This is a genomic window from Vibrio sp. YIC-376, assembly GCF_052353105.1.
Classification (GTDB): domain Bacteria; phylum Pseudomonadota; class Gammaproteobacteria; order Enterobacterales; family Vibrionaceae; genus Vibrio.
Genome location: NZ_JBBWFK010000014.1, coordinates 33,307 through 51,819 on the forward strand (window position 1 = coordinate 33,307; position 18,513 = coordinate 51,819).

The 18,513-nt window shown below is 44.6% G+C and carries 22 protein-coding genes and 1 pseudogene; 10 read left to right on the forward strand and 13 right to left on the reverse strand.

Annotated features, from left to right (window positions below):
• The first annotated feature begins 230 nt into the window (after nt 1-230).
• The 3 genes from yiaY to WJM94_RS20340 all read left to right on the forward strand — a co-directional run bounded on the left by yiaY (nt 231) and on the right by WJM94_RS20340 (nt 3,315).
• Nucleotides 231-1,379: an L-threonine dehydrogenase gene (gene yiaY, locus WJM94_RS20330; protein WP_444495999.1), complete on the forward strand. Its 1,149-nt coding sequence runs from the start codon at nt 231-233 to the stop codon at nt 1,377-1,379.
• A gap of 162 nt (nt 1,380-1,541) precedes the next feature.
• Nucleotides 1,542-2,624, forward strand: coding sequence for a PQQ-dependent sugar dehydrogenase (locus tag WJM94_RS20335; RefSeq protein WP_444496000.1), 1,083 nt, complete (start codon nt 1,542-1,544; stop codon nt 2,622-2,624).
• A gap of 61 nt (nt 2,625-2,685) precedes the next feature.
• On the forward strand, nt 2,686-3,315 hold the full coding sequence (locus WJM94_RS20340; RefSeq protein WP_444496001.1) for an HAD family hydrolase: 630 nt from the start codon (nt 2,686-2,688) through the stop codon (nt 3,313-3,315).
• 70 nt (nt 3,316-3,385) lie between these two features.
• Here the strand turns inward: WJM94_RS20340 and WJM94_RS20345 are convergent, their stop codons facing one another.
• The 7 genes and pseudogenes from WJM94_RS20345 to WJM94_RS20375 form a co-directional block, all read right to left on the reverse strand.
• Nucleotides 3,386-3,865, reverse strand: coding sequence for a Dps family protein (locus WJM94_RS20345; RefSeq protein ID WP_444496002.1), 480 nt, complete (start codon nt 3,863-3,865; stop codon nt 3,386-3,388).
• A gap of 174 nt (nt 3,866-4,039) precedes the next feature.
• Nucleotides 4,040-5,236 carry a hypothetical protein gene (locus WJM94_RS20350; RefSeq protein WP_444496003.1) on the reverse strand — a complete coding sequence of 399 codons (1,197 nt, stop codon included), beginning with the start codon at nt 5,234-5,236 and terminating at the stop codon, nt 4,040-4,042.
• Nucleotides 5,229-5,942 (reverse strand): ABC transporter ATP-binding protein, encoded by a 714-nt coding sequence (locus WJM94_RS20355; RefSeq protein ID WP_444496004.1) that lies wholly within the window; start codon nt 5,940-5,942, stop codon nt 5,229-5,231. Before WJM94_RS20355 ends, WJM94_RS20350 begins: the two co-directional genes overlap by 8 nt.
• Complete coding sequence (locus WJM94_RS20360; protein WP_444496005.1) at nt 5,942-7,177, reverse strand: ABC transporter permease; 1,236 nt, start codon at nt 7,175-7,177, stop codon at nt 5,942-5,944. Before WJM94_RS20360 ends, WJM94_RS20355 begins: the two co-directional genes overlap by 1 nt.
• Nucleotides 7,167-8,396, reverse strand: coding sequence for an ABC transporter permease (locus tag WJM94_RS20365; protein ID WP_444496006.1), 1,230 nt, complete (start codon nt 8,394-8,396; stop codon nt 7,167-7,169). Before WJM94_RS20365 ends, WJM94_RS20360 begins: the two co-directional genes overlap by 11 nt.
• Nucleotides 8,397-8,427: 31 nt before the next feature.
• Complete coding sequence (locus WJM94_RS20370) at nt 8,428-9,174, reverse strand: outer membrane lipoprotein-sorting protein (protein WP_444496007.1); 747 nt, start codon at nt 9,172-9,174, stop codon at nt 8,428-8,430.
• Nucleotides 9,175-9,350: 176 nt separating this feature from the next.
• Nucleotides 9,351-9,598, reverse strand: a pseudogene (locus WJM94_RS20375) (alternative ribosome-rescue factor A).
• A 368-nt stretch (nt 9,599-9,966) separates the two neighbouring features.
• Between WJM94_RS20375 and WJM94_RS20380 the strand changes: the two are divergent.
• The 4 genes from WJM94_RS20380 to WJM94_RS20395 all read left to right on the forward strand — a co-directional run bounded on the left by WJM94_RS20380 (nt 9,967) and on the right by WJM94_RS20395 (nt 11,822).
• A complete protein-coding gene (locus WJM94_RS20380; RefSeq protein WP_005375625.1) occupies nt 9,967-10,176 on the forward strand; it encodes a cold-shock protein in 210 nt (69 codons plus the stop codon).
• Between the two features lie 88 nt (nt 10,177-10,264).
• Nucleotides 10,265-10,810, forward strand: a complete 546-nt coding sequence (locus WJM94_RS20385) for a YaeQ family protein (RefSeq protein WP_444496008.1) — start codon at nt 10,265-10,267, stop codon at nt 10,808-10,810.
• Nucleotides 10,797-11,336 carry a hypothetical protein gene (locus WJM94_RS20390; RefSeq protein ID WP_444496009.1) on the forward strand — a complete coding sequence of 180 codons (540 nt, stop codon included), beginning with the start codon at nt 10,797-10,799 and terminating at the stop codon, nt 11,334-11,336. The genes WJM94_RS20385 and WJM94_RS20390 overlap by 14 nt, the downstream gene beginning before the upstream one ends.
• A 126-nt stretch (nt 11,337-11,462) precedes the next feature.
• Nucleotides 11,463-11,822, forward strand: coding sequence for a glutaredoxin family protein (locus WJM94_RS20395; RefSeq protein WP_444496010.1), 360 nt, complete (start codon nt 11,463-11,465; stop codon nt 11,820-11,822).
• An 83-nt stretch (nt 11,823-11,905) separates the two neighbouring features.
• Here the strand turns inward: WJM94_RS20395 and WJM94_RS20400 are convergent, their stop codons facing one another.
• A complete protein-coding gene (locus tag WJM94_RS20400) occupies nt 11,906-12,532 on the reverse strand; it encodes an OmpA family protein (RefSeq protein ID WP_444496011.1) in 627 nt (208 codons plus the stop codon).
• A gap of 267 nt (nt 12,533-12,799) precedes the next feature.
• Here WJM94_RS20400 and WJM94_RS20405 point away from each other — a divergent pair, with 267 nt between their 5' ends.
• Both WJM94_RS20405 and WJM94_RS20410 read left to right on the forward strand, forming a co-directional pair.
• The gene (locus WJM94_RS20405) at nt 12,800-13,432 is read left to right on the forward strand and encodes a thiol:disulfide interchange protein DsbA/DsbL (protein ID WP_444496012.1); all 633 of its coding nucleotides are present in this window, start codon (nt 12,800-12,802) and stop codon (nt 13,430-13,432) included.
• Nucleotides 13,433-13,445: 13 nt separating this feature from the next.
• Nucleotides 13,446-13,919 (forward strand): FKBP-type peptidyl-prolyl cis-trans isomerase, encoded by a 474-nt coding sequence (locus tag WJM94_RS20410; protein ID WP_444496013.1) that lies wholly within the window; start codon nt 13,446-13,448, stop codon nt 13,917-13,919.
• A gap of 206 nt (nt 13,920-14,125) precedes the next feature.
• Here WJM94_RS20410 and cyoE read toward each other — a convergent pair whose 3' ends face one another.
• From cyoE to WJM94_RS20430, 4 genes are read right to left on the reverse strand one after another with little or no spacing between them, the layout of a single operon-like run.
• On the reverse strand, nt 14,126-15,025 hold the full coding sequence (gene cyoE, locus WJM94_RS20415; RefSeq protein WP_444496014.1) for a heme o synthase: 900 nt from the start codon (nt 15,023-15,025) through the stop codon (nt 14,126-14,128).
• Nucleotides 15,018-16,037, reverse strand: a complete 1,020-nt coding sequence (locus WJM94_RS20420) for a COX15/CtaA family protein (protein WP_444496015.1) — start codon at nt 16,035-16,037, stop codon at nt 15,018-15,020. The genes cyoE and WJM94_RS20420 overlap by 8 nt, the downstream gene beginning before the upstream one ends.
• Before the next feature lie 8 nt (nt 16,038-16,045).
• Nucleotides 16,046-16,582, reverse strand: a complete 537-nt coding sequence (locus WJM94_RS20425) for a cytochrome oxidase biogenesis cluster protein (RefSeq protein WP_444496016.1) — start codon at nt 16,580-16,582, stop codon at nt 16,046-16,048.
• Nucleotides 16,579-17,346 carry an SURF1 family protein gene (locus WJM94_RS20430; protein WP_444496017.1) on the reverse strand — a complete coding sequence of 256 codons (768 nt, stop codon included), beginning with the start codon at nt 17,344-17,346 and terminating at the stop codon, nt 16,579-16,581. The genes WJM94_RS20425 and WJM94_RS20430 overlap by 4 nt, the downstream gene beginning before the upstream one ends.
• On the opposite strand from WJM94_RS20430, the gene WJM94_RS20435 reads away from it, so the two are divergent.
• Complete coding sequence (locus WJM94_RS20435) at nt 17,345-17,581, forward strand: DUF2909 family protein (protein WP_444496018.1); 237 nt, start codon at nt 17,345-17,347, stop codon at nt 17,579-17,581. The two genes, WJM94_RS20430 and WJM94_RS20435, sit on opposite strands and share 2 nt — an antisense overlap.
• A gap of 13 nt (nt 17,582-17,594) precedes the next feature.
• Here WJM94_RS20435 and WJM94_RS20440 read toward each other — a convergent pair whose 3' ends face one another.
• On the reverse strand, nt 17,595-18,479 hold the full coding sequence (locus WJM94_RS20440; RefSeq protein WP_444496019.1) for a cytochrome c oxidase subunit 3: 885 nt from the start codon (nt 18,477-18,479) through the stop codon (nt 17,595-17,597).
• Nucleotides 18,480-18,513: the final 34 nt, after the last annotated feature.

The following is an 18,513-nucleotide window of genomic DNA, read 5'->3' on the forward strand; positions in this document are numbered from 1 at the left end:
ATAACTTAAAAGCACTGACCAAATCCCCATTGATAAACTCAACAATTGATGGGGATTTCTTATACTTTAGTCTAATTTAGATACAAATCGCCATTAAACCTCAATTTTTACTAATCTTTTAAGCAACAAGTTGCACTTTTGCGCTACGTTATATTAGTGTTGCACCTTCATACTGTGCAACAGCAAATTCCAATTAATAAAACCAATAACGAACGACGGAGCAATCCAATATGACAAGTGCATTTTTTATCCCTACGGTAAACCTAATGGGCGCTGGCTGCCTCAAAGACGCAGCGAACAGTATTCAATCACAAGGCTTTAAAAAAGGTTTGATCGTTACCGATAAAATCCTTAACCAAATCGGCGTAGTTGAACAGGTTCAAGGCCTTCTTAATGAAAGAAACGTCCCAACCGTTGTGTTCGATGGCACTCAACCAAACCCTACTATCACCAACGTTAATGATGGCTTAGCGCTTTTAAAAGAGAACGATTGTGACTTCGTAATCTCACTTGGCGGTGGCTCACCACACGATTGCGCGAAAGGTATCGCACTAGTCGCAGCAAATGGTGGCCACATTTCAGATTACGAAGGGGTTGATCAGTCTGCGAAACCAATGCTGCCATTAATCGCTATCAACACGACCGCTGGTACAGCTTCCGAAATGACTCGCTTTTGTATCATCACCGATGAAGAGCGTCACATTAAGATGGCTATCGTAGATAAACACACTACACCGCTTATTTCTGTAAATGACGCGGAACTGATGCTTGCTAAGCCTGCTTCACTAACCGCAGCTACTGGCATGGACGCACTAACTCATGCGATCGAAGCATACGTATCCATTGCAGCGACTCCAATCACTGATGCTGTAGCAATCAAAGCGATTGAGCTGATTCAAGCACATCTGCGCACCGCTGTGAAAAACGGTCAAAACTTAGAAGCTCGTGAGCAAATGGCGTACGCACAGTTTATGGCTGGTATGGCATTTAACAATGCTTCGCTGGGTTACGTCCATGCGATGGCCCACCAGCTAGGCGGTTTCTACGATCTGCCACATGGTGTATGTAATGCTATCCTGCTTCCTCACGTACAACGCTACAACGCGCAAGTCTGCCCTGGACGCCTGACTGACGTGGCGAAAGCGATGGGAGTGAATGTGGAAGGCCTGACACCAGAGCAAGGTGCAGCGGCTGCAATCGAGGCGATTGTCCAGTTAGCTAAAGACGTCGGTATACCGGCAGGCATCAAAGAGCTCGGGGCTAAGTTGGAAGACATCCCTACGCTCGCGGACAACGCTCTGAAAGATGCTTGTGGTTTCACTAACCCTAAACAAGCTACGCACGAAGAAATCTCTGCCATTTTCGAAGCAGCAATGTAAAACGCCCAGTTATTCATTCTCGATAACGCAATTCAATCCCCGATTTCATATCGGGGGTTTTTCCATCGATTTTTTACATCTGTATACAGATCAATTCCTGACAAACCCATCGATCTGGTGTTAATTTTTTAGTAGCAAACACGCTCTAAATTGGAAGGATCCATGAGAACATTTATCATCGGCTTACTCGCTTGTTTATCGCTTCCCACCTACTCCGCAACTTATCAGGCAAAAGAAATCGCAAGCGGATTCCAGGTTCCGTGGGGAATTGAGTTTCTCGACTCACAACGTGCTGTGGTTAACGAGAAGAACGGTACTATTTCTCTGCTTAACGTCGAGTCGGGTAAACGTGAAACGCTTTTCACGGTTTCAGGCGTCAGTAATATCGGACAAGCTGGCTTACTCGATGTGGCTCTTGCACCGAATGCTGATAAACAAAATCCACAACTTTTCTTTACTTACAGTAAGCGAACCGAAAAAGGGAACACCGTCGCTTTAGCCACCGCGACTCTTCAGCAAAATGCATTAGTCGGTTGGAAAGATCTCTTCGTAGCAGATGCAATTACTGATACTGGAAGGCATTTCGGAAGCCGCATAGCGTTTGTTGATGATAAGGTTTATTTTTCTATTGGAGATCGGGGGGAGCGCGATAACGGGCAAAACCGGCAAACCCATGCAGGGTCAATTTTACGCCTTAATCTGGACGGTACTGTTCCTGCTGATAACCCATTTAAAAGCCCTGAAGGACGACCTGAAATCTGGAGTTATGGCCACCGTAATCCGCAAGGTTTGTACTACGATGAGTCCACTAAACAACTGTGGTCCATTGAACATGGTCCGAGAGGTGGCGATGAAATCAACCTGATTAAGAAAGGCGCTAACTATGGCTGGGCCAGAGTCTCTCAGGGTCAGGAATACTGGGGACCGCTTGACGTCGGTGAGGCCAAATCCTTACCGGGTATGGAAGATCCAAAACTGGTGTACATTCCCTCTATCGCACCAAGTAACTTAGTGGTCTATCGCGGCGATAAATACCCGGATCTGAATGGAAAAATCATTGCCGGCGCGCTTAAGCTTACGCACATCAATGTCGTTTCTATTGAAAACGGTAACCTGACTGAGTATCAGCGACTGATGGAAAACCTGAGGGAGAGAATCAGAGACATCACCATCAGTCCTGATGGATACCTCTACTTTTCAACCGACACTGGGAAAATTTTTCGTCTTGAGCAGAAATCAAAATAGAGACTAAACTAATAATTAAGCTTATGTTTTAAAAATAGTTTTAATTCCCCATGAGGTCACAATGGTCCCATTTCCATTAATACTCGATAGAATCAAAGCCGTTATATTCGATCTAGACAACACGCTTGTGAGCTCTGATATGGACTTCAAACATCTACGTCATCAACTTGGCTGTCCGCAGTCTGAAGACTTATTGGATTTTGTGGAGAAGTTAGAACACCCGCACCATAAAGAGCACGCCCATAACGTTATTTTTGATCACGAGATATCTGATGCAAATCAGTCATCACCGATGATAGGCTGTCATGAAATTCTGGCCTACTTGCATCAGAAAGCTATTAAGACGGCCATCGTCACACGAAATTGCCAAATTGCAACACAACGAAAACTAGAACATAACCAGATCGTGGTTGAGCGTGTTATTACTCGAGAGTGCTATCCACCTAAGCCCGACCCATTGTCTCTGCAGGTGTTAGCGAAGGATTGGCGGTTGATGCCCGACGAAGTGCTGTATGTGGGAGACTTCCTTTATGACTTGCAGGCAGCGTACAATGCAAAAATGCCTTCTTGTCTTATTCATCATGGGAACCATACGGAGTTTAACTCTTCCGCATCCCTCGCGGTGAAAGAACTCACAGATTTGTTGATGTATTTCGAATCATCACACCTGCGCCAAACCCAAAACAGTTAGTCAGTTTCATCAAATAAAAAAAAGAGCACGCTCGTGCTCTTTTGAACTTATTTCCCCGATTCTTATTTGATTAGCTTTGAAGGTAAGCATTTAGCATCCACATCAACTTTTCTTGTTCGCGGATGTAGTCACCCATCAGCGCAGCCGTGCCTTCGTCGTTTGCTTCTCCAGCGTTGTGCAGAATTTCACGCTGCTTGATAAGAAGAACGCCAAAGCCATCACCCAGACCTTTCACACACTCATCACCTGAAGTCGCATTTTGATGCTCGTTAATTTCGCTTGATTCGAGATAGTGACTAAAGGCGTGAGCCGGAGTGTAACCCAGGGTCAAAATACGTTCAGCCAGTTCATCAATTTTCACTTGTATGTCTGTGTAGATTTCTTCAAATTTTACATGTAGCTCAAAGAATTGATGTCCTTTGATGTTCCAGTGATAACCACGGGTGTTCATGTACAACACTTGATAGTTGGCAAGTAGTTGATTCAACTGTTGTGCTAGTTGCTCAGAGTCTTGGCGATCCAAACCAATCAGGCTTACTTGTGTGCTCATATCGTGCTCCTGGTAAATTAAAAATTCTGTTGCAGTGTTTGCTGCCGATGGAGTCATATTAGATCTGTGCACTGAGTAAGAAAATTCGGTTTTAACTATAACTTTGATAACCAAAGTCTATAGTTAGACCCATCTTGATAAAGTGATCGCTTAGAGACAATAAACTAGCTGTCGCTAAAAGCTGTATCGAATATTCGCAAACAATAAAATGGTAGGTGTTTCGCCGAAAAGGCTGTCATTTGATCCGTTAAAGCTTTGTATTACAGTAAGAAGTTGCCAATCGTTAGCAAGTGAGTAATTGCTCGACAGACCAGAAAAAAACGAACCATCATCGTAATAACTTACCGATGCGGTGAGGCGATTGAGTGATGTGAGGTCAAAGCTCAAATCCGCATAAACCGTGTGTTGCGTGAAGCTTAACGTTTTTGCGTTCAGAGGCAGATTTAGGTATGCCAAAGCACTTGATGCATCTTCAGGATCCGAAATAAATAACCAAGCCGCACGTCCTAGCCAACTGCGCGTTCCACCAAAGCTGTAATCCATCTCGAGACTGCCTACCATGGTGCTCTCGGTAAGTTCACCTTGATACTCCGAGTCAACAGGATCGAACCATGTCAGCTCTCCACGAAAACCTGCTTCGTAAATATCCGTCGCAAAACCTGCTCCAAGAACAAAATCCCGGTTCGCACGACCTGCAATCAACTGATAATCCAGACCTGAACTATTCGCGAAATAGCGCATTGATACACTGTTTTTATCCGGCGTTTTGGCTGGCGCGAAAATTAAATCTATGCCATCGGCAAAACCCAGCTTTTTGCTAACCATAACCGCATCGGTCCCCGCTCTCTCTTCATAATCAAAATCATAAATAGAGTAAGCGTTATAGATATCGTTTGGATTCCAGACGGTATTCATCGACCAGTTGACTCGGAATCTGCCGAATTGAGCGATCCAGTCTTCTTGTTGCCAGGACACGTAGAGACGGTCGAGCTGAGTATTGAGAATGACTTTATCCTCACGCCAGTTTTTGCTCAAATCGAGGTAGCCATTATCCAGTGAGACCAGATCCGGATATTGAGCAATGTCCAGCGCATCACCCCATATCGCGCGATTTCTCATTCCCACATTTACACGCCAATTTGGTGAAAATCGATACTCAAGATTAAAGCGATTATGAATGAGATGATCGAGCGTGTTGCTCTGCTTTTCGGGAATGCTATACGTTGCCATGTACTTGACATAGCCGTCCAAGTCCCAGGATTTTTCCGGTTCTAAACCCGGAATAGCGGCGAAAGCTGGAAAAATAGTGAGTGTTAGCAAGGGAATAGTCAACGCCTGTTTCAGGCTGCAGCTATACAGTTCCCTAGGCATGCGTTCTCTCCGCTGTATTGCCGATATTCATGAAATCTCGAGCTAAACGTCCGTCTTCAAAGACGATAATACGGTGTGCGCGTTTAATCACCCGAGGATCGTGTGTAGAGAAGATAAATGTCGTACCCTCTTGCTCACTGAGTTGCTCCATAATGTCGAGCAGTTCAGCCGTACTCCTCGCATCCAGATTGGCAGTTGGCTCGTCAGCCATCACAAAACGAGGTTTAGGTGCAAGAGCACGCGCTACCGCCACGCGTTGCTGCTGACCACCGGACATTTTACTCGGACGCTTATGCATTTGAGAAGACAACCCCACCTGTTCCAGCAAAGACGTAGCACGCTCGCGACACTCCCTTTCCGATTTGCCTTGCAACTGCATGACAAATTCCACATTCTCCAGCGCAGTTAAAACGGGTAACAGGCTGTAGTCCTGAAATATAAAACCAATATTGTCTCGTCGATATGCAATCAGCTCTTTCTCAGACATGTCTGAGATAAGACAACCGTCTATCTCGACTCGACCTGAAGTTGGTGAATCGATGCCACCAAGCATATTTAATAAGGTCGTTTTTCCTGAACCAGAAGGTCCCATTATGGCGACAAACTCTCCTTGCTTGATTTCTAAATCCACACACTTAACCGCATGAACTGGGAAATCGCTCTCGGGGTTGTATGTTTTGGTCAATCGTTCGAGTTTAATCGTCATTAGGTTTTCTCCGCCATGGCATCCACTGGTCGACGCTTGAGTATTTGTCGCGCGGGATACAACGCAGCAAACAGGCTGGCAACAAAAATTGCCACAATGATCATTCGGTATTCATCAAAAGAGACTCTTGGGAAAAGCAAGGTATCAACCCCGTATGCCCCAAGCCCGTCAGCAAGACCACCAAGAGACAATCCAGTAATACTTAGAACTTTCAGCATGATGGCACTGCCAAGCAATCCTAACGTACAACCTGACAGACCGAGAAACATGGTTTCTAAGATGATCAATGAGCGAATTTTGTGTTTCTGCATGCCAACAGCCATCAACACCCCAAACTCTCTGGTTCGCTCGAACACCGACATCAGCATTATATTGATGATGCCCAGTGTCATAGCCAATACAAAAACCACCAGCATGACTTGATTCGAAATGTCCATCGAACTCATCATTGTTGAAAGCAAAGGCTGTATCTCAATCCACTTCCTCACTACCAGCGGTTCTTTTGTCATCTGAGATAATAACGACTGAGTAAACGTCTTGGTTTTCTCAAGGAGCTTATCGTCGTTCGAGTTGAGTAAAATAGATATCTCGTGTGCGCCTCTAAGACCTGCGACTTTTTCAAGGTCCGCTTTACGGACGTATACATTACCATCGTCAAATGCCGTGGATGGCGTTTTGAATATCCCCCGCACACGAAAAGCTGCCCCAGAAACCTCGCCATTAACATCAGAAAGCGTCAAAATCACTTTTGAACCTATCCGCAACTTTAATCTTTGCACGGTTTTCTGGGAGACTATAATCGGGTTTCTCCCCTCGTCATCCAACCATTGACCTTGCAGAATGTGTTCTGCAAGTGGCGTGATTCGCTGTTCTTGCTCAATATTGACGCCATTAATACGGATGCCTCGTGTACTCCGAGCAGAAGCTATCATTCCATCAGCCAGAAAACGCTCCGACACTGCTTTCACTTCTGGGTGATTTGTCAAAATATCGGCAATTGCCTGAGCATCAGGAATAATGTCTTTAAGTTCGGGGTTAATCAGATATTCGCTTTGATGAATCTGTAAGTGGCTGGTTTGCCAGGCAATAGAATTTCTTATCATGCTATCGACGAGGCCATTCATAAAACCAATCATGGCAACGACACCCATCAAGCCAAATACCATGGCGCCCATCATGATGGATGTCCTGATCTTATTTCTCCATAAGTTGCGCCACGCTAATTTAATCAACATACGCGCCTCCTTTTAGTCCGCTTGCAATTGGCAGGCGTAATAAGCGAGCCATCGGATACAAAAGACACAAAAAGAGAATAAGAAGAACAACCAGAATTTGATTCAACGCTAAGTGTGGATCCACTGAGACAGGAACGATGGGTTCAAAGCCAGTTTCTAACATGACCTCGGCAGCCGCACCAGTAATTTCAATCGGATTAAAGTAGAAGTAACCAAGTACGGGCGCACTAACAAGCAAACCAAGCAGAATCCCAAAAATGGAGATAAAAAGAGATTCAATCACCAACAATGAAATCAACTTCCTCCTCAGCATTCCGGTTGCCAACATAACAGCAAATTCTCGCTGCCTTTCCAGAGTGGTCATAAGAATGGTTGCAAACAGGCCAAAACCAACGATGCCGTAAAGGATATAAATTAAAAAGATTCCGCCAGCTTTATCTAACGCAATCTGCTGTGAAAGTTCTGGAGACAAAGTTTTCCAGTCTTTCACAGCAACATCTTTACCATAGTCTCGGCTTAGTTGGTCAACGACTGCAGGCAAGCTTAGTAAGCTTTCCGTATTGAGTACCCAAGCGGTAACCTGTTTATCAAGGGAATACAGAGATTGCGCAGTATCAAGCGGCATGTACACGAGTTGGGAATCTAATTGCTGCAAAGGGAAATGCAAAATACCAGCAACGCGATAGAGTCCCGCCGCCGTCTGTCCATGATAGCCCATGCCATATAAGACCAGCTCATCGCCAACGTCTAAACGAAGATACTGAGCTAACCCGCCGCCTACGAGGACTGAATTTTGTCCTGCCGCTATATAAGTACCTTGTACTATTTTGCTACTGATGCTGGAATATTCGTCCTCGGCTTCCGGATCAACACCCAGAACCAGAGCCCCCTTGGAACGTTCACCTTTGGCAGCAAGTGCAAAAGATTCAAGTCTTGGCAAAATGACATTAATATTCGGGTTCTCCCTTGCAAAGGAGATAAACGTCTCGCTCTGCGGCAGAACATCGTCAATGCTGGAAGAATCACTAAACTCTGGATTCTGTAACTGGATCAAACCCGTGTAGAACTTGGCGGCATTTTTTATGTTGGACGTGTAACTACCTTCCTGAAAGGCTCGTGTTATCAACGAAAGAAACAGCACTAAAGCCAACGCAGTCGCAGTTAACAACGTCCGCCGCTTTTGCCGCCACAAATTTCGCCACGCAAGTTTCATCAGCATACGCTAACCTCTTCACCCATGACAAAACGCCTTAATCTCGCAGTGACTTCATTTGTTGTTGAGAGAAGAAGTCATCGTCAATTTTAAAGTCGAACTGCGCCTGATGTGTGGTGAGCACCGTTTTATTACCCGGCTTTTCGAGAGGTTGCATTTCCATGCGGGTTGCAACATTTCTGCCACCCAAAGTTTTGACATCAAAAGTGGTCATCACATTAACCAGATCATCAAACTCATCATAAAATTCTATCTTGCGCTGTAGGTAAGTGCTCTGAGAAATCCACAATGAAATTTTGTTCCAGACGACTGGGGCATCGGGCTTGGCGATAGCGTCAATTTTCCATACTTTGTCACCATCAAAAGTATCTTCTCCCACCAAAGTATGTTGATAATCCACAACGATAGAGGACTGATTAATCAGATCATCATTGGTGAAATCCGACCCCATCCATGACTGGCTCAACATTGATGGTGCAATTTTAATGATTCGCTCAATACTCGGCACCCAGTTCCACATTTCTCTGTAACGCTTTAGTGAAGCACTTCCCTTATCTTTTGCCGGAGCTGTCACCAAAACTAAGGAAAGTTCAGTGCCTTTCGTCCAGCTTTTCATCGTCATCGAACGTCGCCAATCTGGCCTGATAATGTCCATCGTTGCTTCACTGTAACTAGACTTTCCTCGCATCATTTGATCAGACTTTTGGACGATCTCAAAGGCTGTTTTAGCCAGGGAAAGCGGTGAGGCCATAATACATAGCAGGATTATGAAGATTTTAAACATAACTCTCCTCGCGCCAAACCGACTGGAAGCCGTCACAGAAATCACAATAAAAACATGGAATTCAATTGAGTATAGCAAGGAACTGATATCGACTAGGCGATTTAAAGCAGAAAAACCGGATGTGGAAGATACGCACAGTTCCACTGGCAATCAGTACGCTGTTCTTCCTTCGAGAATCATGAGAAACGTGTAAAAAAAGCCCTATTCAAAATCCACATTGGGAGAACTTTGAATAGGGCTCTTTGCCTCTATGCTTCATTTTCCGACTGAAGCTGCCTTTACCTTTTTTCGCGCTAACAATTCGTGTTTTAAATAATTGACTGGTAACAACGGCTTTTAACGCATTGTCTTTTATTTCACCTCTGCCGAACTCGGTATCTCTATTGAATTCTTTCGGCTGAGGATTAGTTTTTAACTTCGCCATAAATCCTCCTTAATGGTCGGATCAGATTGGACAATAATAAGAAAAATAAGTCAATTTAATTAATTAAAATGAGAATTATGCTCAAAAACTTCACAACGACGTCATTTAATTGAAAATTACTCTAAAACATGCTGATTAAATAGTGACAAAATACAAATATTTTCCCTTAAACTACTAATATCTGTTGACTCTTACTGTATTTAACCTAGACTCAACCACGGCTAGAAAGAAAGTTCTTTGTTTTCACATTTCGTTGGATTACTTGTAACTCCGTCGTCCTGTGGTACGCAATAGCAATTTATTTTTCCACGCTATAAGCGCCGTTGAGGCGAAAGATTACACAAATTTAGATATTTAGGAAAATAGACATGTCTAACACAGCTACTGGCACAGTTAAGTGGTTCAACGAAACTAAAGGCTTCGGTTTCATCCAACAAGAAAACGGTCCTGACGTATTTGCTCACTTCTCTGCAATCACTGGTGACGGCTTCCGTACTCTAGTTGAAGGCCAGAAAGTAGAATTTGTTATCTCTCAAGGTCAAAAAGGCCCTCAAGCAGAGCAAATCAAAGTACTTTAATTCTTAAAGAATTTGATATGATAGCCAGCTTTTAGCTGGCTATTTTTTTTCCTGTAACTAATTTTTCGCATCAAGCACTGATAAAAACATGGCGCTAAAACCAACAATTTATAAGTTTCGTATCGATATTTCAGATATGAACAACGACTATTATGATTCTAAAAAGTTCACCATCGCGCTGCATCCCTCTGAGAAATCGCAACGCATGTTGGCTCGTGTATTAGCATATTGCCTAAATGCGGAAAGTGACTTGGAATTTACCAAAGGGCTATCGACAACTGACGAGCCTGATTTGTGGCACATTGCTGATGACCAAAGTATCATCCACTGGATTGACATTGGTGAGCCAGATCCAGACCGAATAAAGAAAGCCACACGTCAGGCCAAGAACGTAAAAGTCTACAGCTACAACACGAAAGCTTCTGTTTGGTGGGAGAAAGTATCAGGCAAGTTTTCGATGCTTCCTGTGAGTGTCGCGAGCTTTGATTACGAAGCCATTGATATGATTTGTCAGCACCTTGACCGAGGCGCGAGCCTTTCTGTTATGATCACCGGTACGTCTATATTTGTTGATATCAATGATCAACATATCGAAGTCACGGTGAAGGAACTGCAAAGTCATGACGCCACTTAATGAACTGATTAATGAAATGGGAGTCAGAACGATTCCCTTTGTAACCGAGCATAAGGCGGCAAAGAAGCGTTGGTTGGAAGAGCAAAATTCGCTGTTCAATAGAGTATGTGAAAACAAACCGACAACAGCCCCGACACTTCATCTACTGGGCTTGCTTACTAAATCGCATATTGAAGCCAGTGCACTTTATGAGCAGCACGCTCACACTACACAGCAGATGCAAATAGCACTCAGCGAATCGGTAGGCTATGAACACGCAAGTAAGTTCATCAATCAATCAGCAGAAGACCTCATTCTTGTCACTCATCTTTGGCTCTATACTCAGGGTTATCTGAATATGGACTTCAGCTTGGCTCACGATCATGCGGAGCAAACCCAAGCTACCCTCCAGCACGAGTTAGTGATTAAACGAATGGACATGGACGCTTTCAGATCAGAACTGATGCGCAGCTTTTACTTGGGTCGAGAAGCAAACCCAAGAAAGTCCGGTGGCGTTTTAGGCTGGCTCAAACGATTATTACCCTGATAAAAAGTCCTGATAAAAAGCATGGTTTAATCCAACCTGAACAACTGATAGACTCCTTTCCAATGCAACACCTATCATGCTTGCATACACAAAGGGCATTCTTCCATTGAACATCAAGGATTCGTTATGAAGTTTATTCGTTGGTTTTTAGGCAAAGTCATATTATTGCTTAACGCTATTTTTTCTCCTCGTGGAATCAAGCGTGATGCTAATGAACAGATGAGCGTTGACAACAAAGCAAAACAATTTGCGCTTTACCAGTTTGAAGCTTGTCCTTTCTGCGTAAAAGTTCGTCGTGCGATGAAACGACAATCAGTAAATATCGAATTACGTGACGCAAAAAACGACCCACTGCATCGACAAGAGCTTGAACAAGGCGGTGGCCGAATCAAAGTTCCTTGTCTTCGAATCGAAAAAGATGGCAAGACAGACTGGCTTTATGAGTCATCAGACATTGTTGCGTACATTGAAAAAGAATTTGCCTAAGTTCCCCCTAAGAACACCGGCGAAAGTAAAAGAGGCACCAATTGGTGCCTCTTTTCTTTTTCTATTGCACTAATTGTCAGCCGCTAGTCACTGACAATCAACATCAGTTCCACACGTCGGTTACACGCTTTACCACTTGATGTCGCATTACTGCATTGTGGGACGTGCTCACCAAACCCACGGGAGAAAACTCGCTGGCGTGGAATACTGGTTGCTAATAATTGTTTTTCAACCTCACGTGCCCGCTTCTCTGATAAGGTGTCATTGAAACTGGTAGCGCCTGTGCTGTCCGCATGGCCATCAATCACGACGTCGACATCGGTTCTACCGGCAAGATAGTGCCCCAGACTTCTTAACCAATCTTGCGATTGTAACGACAACTGCGCAGAGCCTGTCTGAAAGTGTACCTGATCTTTCAAACGCACCATTAAATGTCCCCCACTAATCGTCTCATGGGAAATATTGTGCCTGTCTAAAAACATCTCCAGTGAGGTGATGTTTTGCGAAGCAGTTGCTGCAGAGCCTGAAGTTTGTTTCACATGAGAAGAAGTAACAGCACCTGTTGAGCTGGCATAGCCCCATTCTGGGTGTCTCAGTTCAGAGTTCGTTTTTGGGGCCGTATCTAACATGTTTCCACCCAGAACCATATCTTGATTGATGCTGCCACACCCCGAGAGAATGCCACACACAATTAAAAACCACTGCTTCATACCGTTACCAACGTAGAAAAATTCATATTCACTATGTCGACTAAGTGCTCGTTGTCTTTAGCACTTTTGTCAACTCAAAATCAGGTCATAGACCCAAATGACGTTAAGATATTGGCTCTTGATGCACCGTTCATGCCAGTGACAAGGCTCTGTAACGAGGCTATTTGGCTATAATTATCCCACTTTAGTGTAACAATCAGTTTTAATGGTTTTAGTCGCTATCGTTAACCGATAAACTAGCGAAAATTCCTCATTTAGAACGCTAATATGTTTAGAAACATTTTGAAAGGATTGGCTTTTGTTGCCGCAGTATCTGCACTCTCTGCTTGTGACAGCGGCAACTCTCAGCCACAACAAGGCAAACAATATGAAGTTCTGCCTGTGTCACTAAAAGAATACCAGCTTGCACCCGTTACCGAAGCTTTCTCCTTAACCTGTGGCCACTGTCGCTCAATGGAAGAATTTGTCCCGCAGATTGAGTCTCTGACTGAGCAAAAAATTGATAAGATGCATGTTACGTTTAATGAAAGTGCACAGATCAGCGCTATCATTTTCTATACAGCGGTAATGCAGCTAAACGCGACACCAGATAAAGCATTTATGGCCGACCTTTTTGCGGCGGTGCAAATGGGGCCTGAAGCGACGGCAGAAAAGCGCCAGGCAGCGGTAGAAAAAGCATTTGATTCTCGAAACCTGATCAGCCCTTATCAGCTTGATGAAACACAACAAAAGCAGCTGTTTGAATACATCAACAAAGCAGATGCGATAACGACTAATGGTCAGATTAACTCAGTGCCAACCTTCATCGTCAATGGTAAATATCAGGTGGTTACCAGCGGTCATGAAAGTGTTGAGGGCATGGCAGAAACCATTAACTACTTACTAAAACAACCTAAATAGACAAGGAGCCAACGTGTCTAAATTTCTGTTTCCTCTTATCATATTTGTTTTGGCGGCGTTTTTCATTTACCGCACATGGACAAACCATAAAGCTGCGGATGAAAATTTTGCAAAGGGACAAGCATTCCTGCTAGAAAATGCCAATAAGGAAGGTGTTATCACCACCGAAAGCGGTCTTCAATACATGGTCTTGGAAAAAGGTACGGGTGATGTTCATCCGACTGCAACGAGCAAAGTAAAAGTGCATTACCATGGCACACTCATCGATGGTACGGTATTTGACAGTTCAGTAAATCGCGGCGAGCCAATCTCATTCGGTCTAAACCAAGTCATTAAAGGCTGGCAAGAGGGTGTTCAGTACATGGTAGTGGGTGAGAAAATCCGCCTGTTCGTACCTAGTACACTCGGTTACGGCAAAGGTGGTTCAGGTCCAATCCCACCAGCCAGTGTGTTGATCTTTGATATTGAGTTGTTGGAAATTCAATAATTTCAAACAACATTGCTAATGCCGTTCGCTCAACAGCGAACGGCATATTCAGGATCTACTCTCCGAGCAATTTATTGCCGAATCTATTTCTCTAACTTCTCAGTTCGCTGATATTAGATTCCTGGTCTCGCTAAAACTCGCCGGAATGACGCCGATAAAAATCGTTAGACGATTGGTTCTGTTGTATGCAGAGAGGCTCACATCATTTAGAAGTTGATATTGTGGTCAGCAAGTAAAGCAATAAACAACATAAACAGATGGTAGATGGAAAACTTAAACGTTTCTATTGCACTCTTTTCTTCTGGGGCAAACTTCAGTTTCCAGGCATGGTAAATAAACCCAGCATTGAGCAGCAGTGACGCAAACAGGTAGACAAAGCCCACCATACCAACCAACACCGGCATCACGCAAACCAGCGTAAGAAGCACTGAATACAACAGAATTGAGGTTTTGGTGTATTCGATGCCATGGGTAACAGGGAGCATCGGAATATCCACCTTCCGATAATCTTCTACTCTGTGAATCGCGAGAGCCCAAAAATGTGGAGGCGTCCAGATGAAGATAATCATGACCAAAAGCCACGCATTGCCATGTAACTCTCCAGTAACCGAAGTCCAGCCTAACAGCGGTGGCATCGCACCCGCTATACCGGCAATCACAATGTTCTGTGGCGTAGCCCGCTTTAAATACATAGTGTAGACAACCGCATAACCGAGCAAACTCAATAACGTCATCCAAGCGGTCAGTGGATTTACCCAAGCATACAGCAATACGAACCCTACAATCCCTAAGCAAACAGCAAATATCACCACAGACATAGGGTTGGTGTCACCGGATGGCAATGGACGTTTATGAGTACGCGCCATTCGTGCATCTATGTGACGGTCGATAAGATGATTAAATGCTGCCGCAGAGCCTGCCATCAACCCTATTCCAGATAGTCCTATCGCGGCTTGTAGCCAAGGAAAGCTTTCCACGGGCGCCAAACTCATACCGACTACGGCTGTCACCAGCATAAGTGCCACTACTTTGGGCTTGGTAAGTTTAAGGTAAGTGGAACCTATTCTCTTTCTACTCTCTAGTGACAATGCAAGTTCTTTACTCATAGCGAACTCCTTTCGCTTGATGACTCCATTGGGTTTTACCTTGCCACAAGTAAAATTGACTCACACAAATCAGGCACAACATAATCGCCGCTCCAAGTGTATGTGCCACAGCTACGTAGATAGGAAGCTGAAACACAACATTACTCACGCCGAGCATGATTTGACAGATGAGTGCTAACCCAATCCACATTCCTAAGGTTCGAGAATAGTGAGAGCCTTGTTTTATCAGCAATATAGAATATGACGTCACTACTATCGCGGTAATAATGGCCCCCATACGATGAGACACATGAATGGTCATTCTTGCCGGATATTCTAAAATGCCAAATTCGTAGTTCTCAAATCCCGTTTGCCAAAACGAGAACGCTTCTTGCCAGGATAAATAATTCACCCAATCGCCTTCACAAATGGGAAACGTAGTACACATCAAAGCGGCGTAATTTGAGGATGTCCAACCACCCAGCAGTATCTGTAAGAACACTGTTGCAAAGGCCACCATTGAGAACAAACGCACCGTGTTGGAAGAGGGAGAAAAGTAGAAATTGCCTTGTGCTTTAAGCTGACAATAAAACACCGCTTGTAGTACCAGCAATGTAAAGCCGCCGAGCAGGTGCAACATCACGATAACGGGCATAAGCTTAAGGGTTACCGTCCACATACCCAACATTGCCTGCCCTATCACTAGCAGGCAGAGCATCATAGGTATAGATGCATTCACCCGCTCTGAGCGCGATGCGATAACTGTCATAATAAGAATGACAATTCCAAGCGTTCCGGCAAAATAACGATGAATCATCTCCAGCCATGCTTTTTCATGCTCAACTGCACGCTCAGGAAAATTGAGGTTAGCCGTTGCGACATCGTCTTCATGATGCGGTACCGATAAATGACCATAGCAACCCGGCCAGTCAGGGCAGCCTAAGCCAGCGTCGGATAAGCGTGTATACGCACCGAGCATGATCACTACCAATGTGAGAAGTAAGCTTACTCTTACTAGTCGAATTAATGTCATGTTTCCCCCTATCCCACGCGGGATAACTTAAGCAGTTTGCGTAAATCAGCCAGCATATCCTTGCTGAGCTTGGCCAAATCTTCGTTTGGCTTTGGCGTGTAGGACATCACTAACTGCCCTAAAGGGTCAACGATAACCACCTGTCCCTGCACAACTATTTCCGCTACCGATGCGTTCATTGCCATCGTCTCCATTAGCGCTTCTACCGAGTCTGACGATTCCGATGTCCATAACACGGGCACAACCCGATCTTGGTACTTACCCAAGGCAATATGACTTTGTTTGAGAAGATACAGTTGTTGCAGGCATTGCTCCTCACACTGATTGGGAACCACATACGCCAACTGCCATCCGTGAAGCGCTTGTGGTGACGCCTGTCCTAGTTGTTCTAGTGTTGTGTAAGGCTCTATCAGTTTGCCTCGATTAGTCACACCACTGTGATACCAGCCCTGACTCAAAATCAACTTAGCGGCGATAGCCGGAAGGGCGAACAAGCAAACCAATGAAATCAGGACTAAACGTCCTCTTATGACATTCGACGTCATGCTTCACCTCCATGTGATGCCATGGTTCTTAACCAACGAATAAAAACCACGATAGTAAGTAATAGAAAAACACCAGCCATCGCAAACCACTGTACTGAGTAACCAAAATGCTTGGCACTCGTGAGTGGTAATGGATTCCATGGAAATTCGTATGGCCAGTTATCTAAGTTGTCAGGCTGTAAAACGGCTGGCATTAACTCGACATTCAACAGGTTGTTCAACTGAGAGATATTGAGATTTTGTACACGGATTATTTCTCCTAGCTCAGGCATCAACTCGGAACTTAGAGGGTTCATCGACTTGCGGTACAAACGGCCAGTCACCAAAGTCGGCGCCTCTAAATCTTTGACGACAGGTAATTCAGATCGGGAGCGCTCTCCTTCCACAAAGCCAAGCTCCATGAGCGCTAATATATTCTGCTCCTGACTGACTGACACGACCTGATAAGCGAGATAACCTACATTCCCGTTATAGGTTTGGTTATCCAGCAGAATCACAGGTAAAGGCTCAGGTTTTATATGCGCTTTAACCTTAATCCCAATGACACTTTCTTCACGCCAGTCGTTGTTATCGAGTACAGCGTTCATTTCCTGATATGGTAAGTCAGCACGTGCCAGGATTGATTGCTCAAGCGCTTGTTTTTCTACGCCTCTTTCTAGTTGCCAGAAGCCCAGTTTGACCAACAGAGAAAACACAGCCACAGTTATACAAACAACAATCCAAAACCGCTTCGATAGAAATAGCAATGAAACCGGAGGTTCCATGTCCACCGTATTCCTGTTCAAATTGACGCTCATCCTTTTGCTGCTTTTCATCATCTTCAACCTCGCAAAAGCGCTTATCGAAATGGTTCGTGAAGACCCGGATAATCCCGATAGCAGCCATAAACCAATGAGCCACTACTTAGGTCGTCGTGTCATGTTTTCCGCGTTGGTCGTCATCCTTCTTCTGATCGCTTTGAGTTCAGGTTGGTTAGAGCCTAACCCTCGGCCATATTAGATGTTGAACTGCTCTAGAGCACATAAACAAATACGAACAGACACAACCAGACCACATCTACAAAGTGCCAATACCAGCTACCTGCCTGAAACGCAAAATGGTTGTGAGGAGAAAAATGGTCTTTCGCTATTCTAAAGAGCAATACAATCAGAAAGATGCTTCCCAAGCAGACATGCATTCCGTGAAAGCCGGTCAGCATAAAGAAGGTATTGCCGTAAACTCCCGATTGTAGAGTCAACCCCATTTCCTGATACGCGTGGATATACTCTTTTGCCTGATAAAACAGAAAGAACCCGGCAAGTACAATCGTGATTTCCAACCAAATAATCAGCGCGGTACGTTTGTTTTGCTCTAAGCTGATGTGCGCCATATGTAACGTAACAGAAGAGAGTAAAAGAATGATGGTGTTACTTAAGGGAATCCCTTGCCAGTGCATCGCTTGAGTGGTTTCTCCATCAGGAGTGGTGGTCAGTGGCCACATAGCTTCGAAATTGGGCCAGAGAACCTCGTTAGTCATGAGGTTGTTGTCCGCCCCCCCCAGCCAAGGCACGGCAACCATTCTCGCGTAGAACAGCGCTCCAAAGAACGCACCAAAGAACATCACCTCGGAGAAAATGAACCAACTCATCCCCTGACGAAATGAACGAGTAATTTGCGAACTATACTGACCAGTCAAAGACTCAGTAATCACGTTACTGAACCAGCCAGCTAACATATACAGTAGAAACAAAAAGCCCACGGCCAAAACAATATGACCTATGGTTCCAACCGCACCTTCACTTTGCGTTCCCAGCACCGTCATGCCAGCCCCGACCGCCACCAAGAACAGAGCAAAAGCCCCAATGATCGGCCAGCTGCTTTGGGCAGGAACATAATAAGTCGCGGGTTTATTACTCATAAGTTCTCTCCTTACAGACACTATTTAGTCTGTC

Bases quoted from the DNA above. Each gene is read 5' to 3' on its own strand.
- yiaY (WP_444495999.1), top strand. From the start codon at position 231: ATGACAAGTGCATTTTTTATCCCTACGGTAAACCTAATGGGCGCTGGC.
- WJM94_RS20335 (WP_444496000.1), top strand. From the start codon at position 1,542: ATGAGAACATTTATCATCGGCTTACTCGCTTGTTTATCGCTTCCCACC.
- WJM94_RS20340 (WP_444496001.1), top strand. From the start codon at position 2,686: ATGGTCCCATTTCCATTAATACTCGATAGAATCAAAGCCGTTATATTC.
- WJM94_RS20345 (WP_444496002.1), bottom strand. From the start codon at position 3,865: ATGAGCACACAAGTAAGCCTGATTGGTTTGGATCGCCAAGACTCTGAG.
- WJM94_RS20350 (WP_444496003.1), bottom strand. From the start codon at position 5,236: ATGCCTAGGGAACTGTATAGCTGCAGCCTGAAACAGGCGTTGACTATT.
- WJM94_RS20355 (WP_444496004.1), bottom strand. From the start codon at position 5,942: ATGACGATTAAACTCGAACGATTGACCAAAACATACAACCCCGAGAGC.
- WJM94_RS20360 (WP_444496005.1), bottom strand. From the start codon at position 7,177: ATGTTGATTAAATTAGCGTGGCGCAACTTATGGAGAAATAAGATCAGG.
- WJM94_RS20365 (WP_444496006.1), bottom strand. From the start codon at position 8,396: ATGCTGATGAAACTTGCGTGGCGAAATTTGTGGCGGCAAAAGCGGCGG.
- WJM94_RS20370 (WP_444496007.1), bottom strand. From the start codon at position 9,174: ATGTTTAAAATCTTCATAATCCTGCTATGTATTATGGCCTCACCGCTT.
- WJM94_RS20380 (WP_005375625.1), top strand. From the start codon at position 9,967: ATGTCTAACACAGCTACTGGCACAGTTAAGTGGTTCAACGAAACTAAA.
- WJM94_RS20385 (WP_444496008.1), top strand. From the start codon at position 10,265: ATGGCGCTAAAACCAACAATTTATAAGTTTCGTATCGATATTTCAGAT.
- WJM94_RS20390 (WP_444496009.1), top strand. From the start codon at position 10,797: ATGACGCCACTTAATGAACTGATTAATGAAATGGGAGTCAGAACGATT.
- WJM94_RS20395 (WP_444496010.1), top strand. From the start codon at position 11,463: ATGAAGTTTATTCGTTGGTTTTTAGGCAAAGTCATATTATTGCTTAAC.
- WJM94_RS20400 (WP_444496011.1), bottom strand. From the start codon at position 12,532: ATGAAGCAGTGGTTTTTAATTGTGTGTGGCATTCTCTCGGGGTGTGGC.
- WJM94_RS20405 (WP_444496012.1), top strand. From the start codon at position 12,800: ATGTTTAGAAACATTTTGAAAGGATTGGCTTTTGTTGCCGCAGTATCT.
- cyoE (WP_444496014.1), bottom strand. From the start codon at position 15,025: ATGAGTAAAGAACTTGCATTGTCACTAGAGAGTAGAAAGAGAATAGGT.
- WJM94_RS20420 (WP_444496015.1), bottom strand. From the start codon at position 16,037: ATGACATTAATTCGACTAGTAAGAGTAAGCTTACTTCTCACATTGGTA.
- WJM94_RS20425 (WP_444496016.1), bottom strand. From the start codon at position 16,582: ATGACGTCGAATGTCATAAGAGGACGTTTAGTCCTGATTTCATTGGTT.
- WJM94_RS20435 (WP_444496018.1), top strand. From the start codon at position 17,345: ATGTCCACCGTATTCCTGTTCAAATTGACGCTCATCCTTTTGCTGCTT.
- WJM94_RS20430 (WP_444496017.1), bottom strand. From the start codon at position 17,346: ATGGAACCTCCGGTTTCATTGCTATTTCTATCGAAGCGGTTTTGGATT.
- WJM94_RS20440 (WP_444496019.1), bottom strand. From the start codon at position 18,479: ATGAGTAATAAACCCGCGACTTATTATGTTCCTGCCCAAAGCAGCTGG.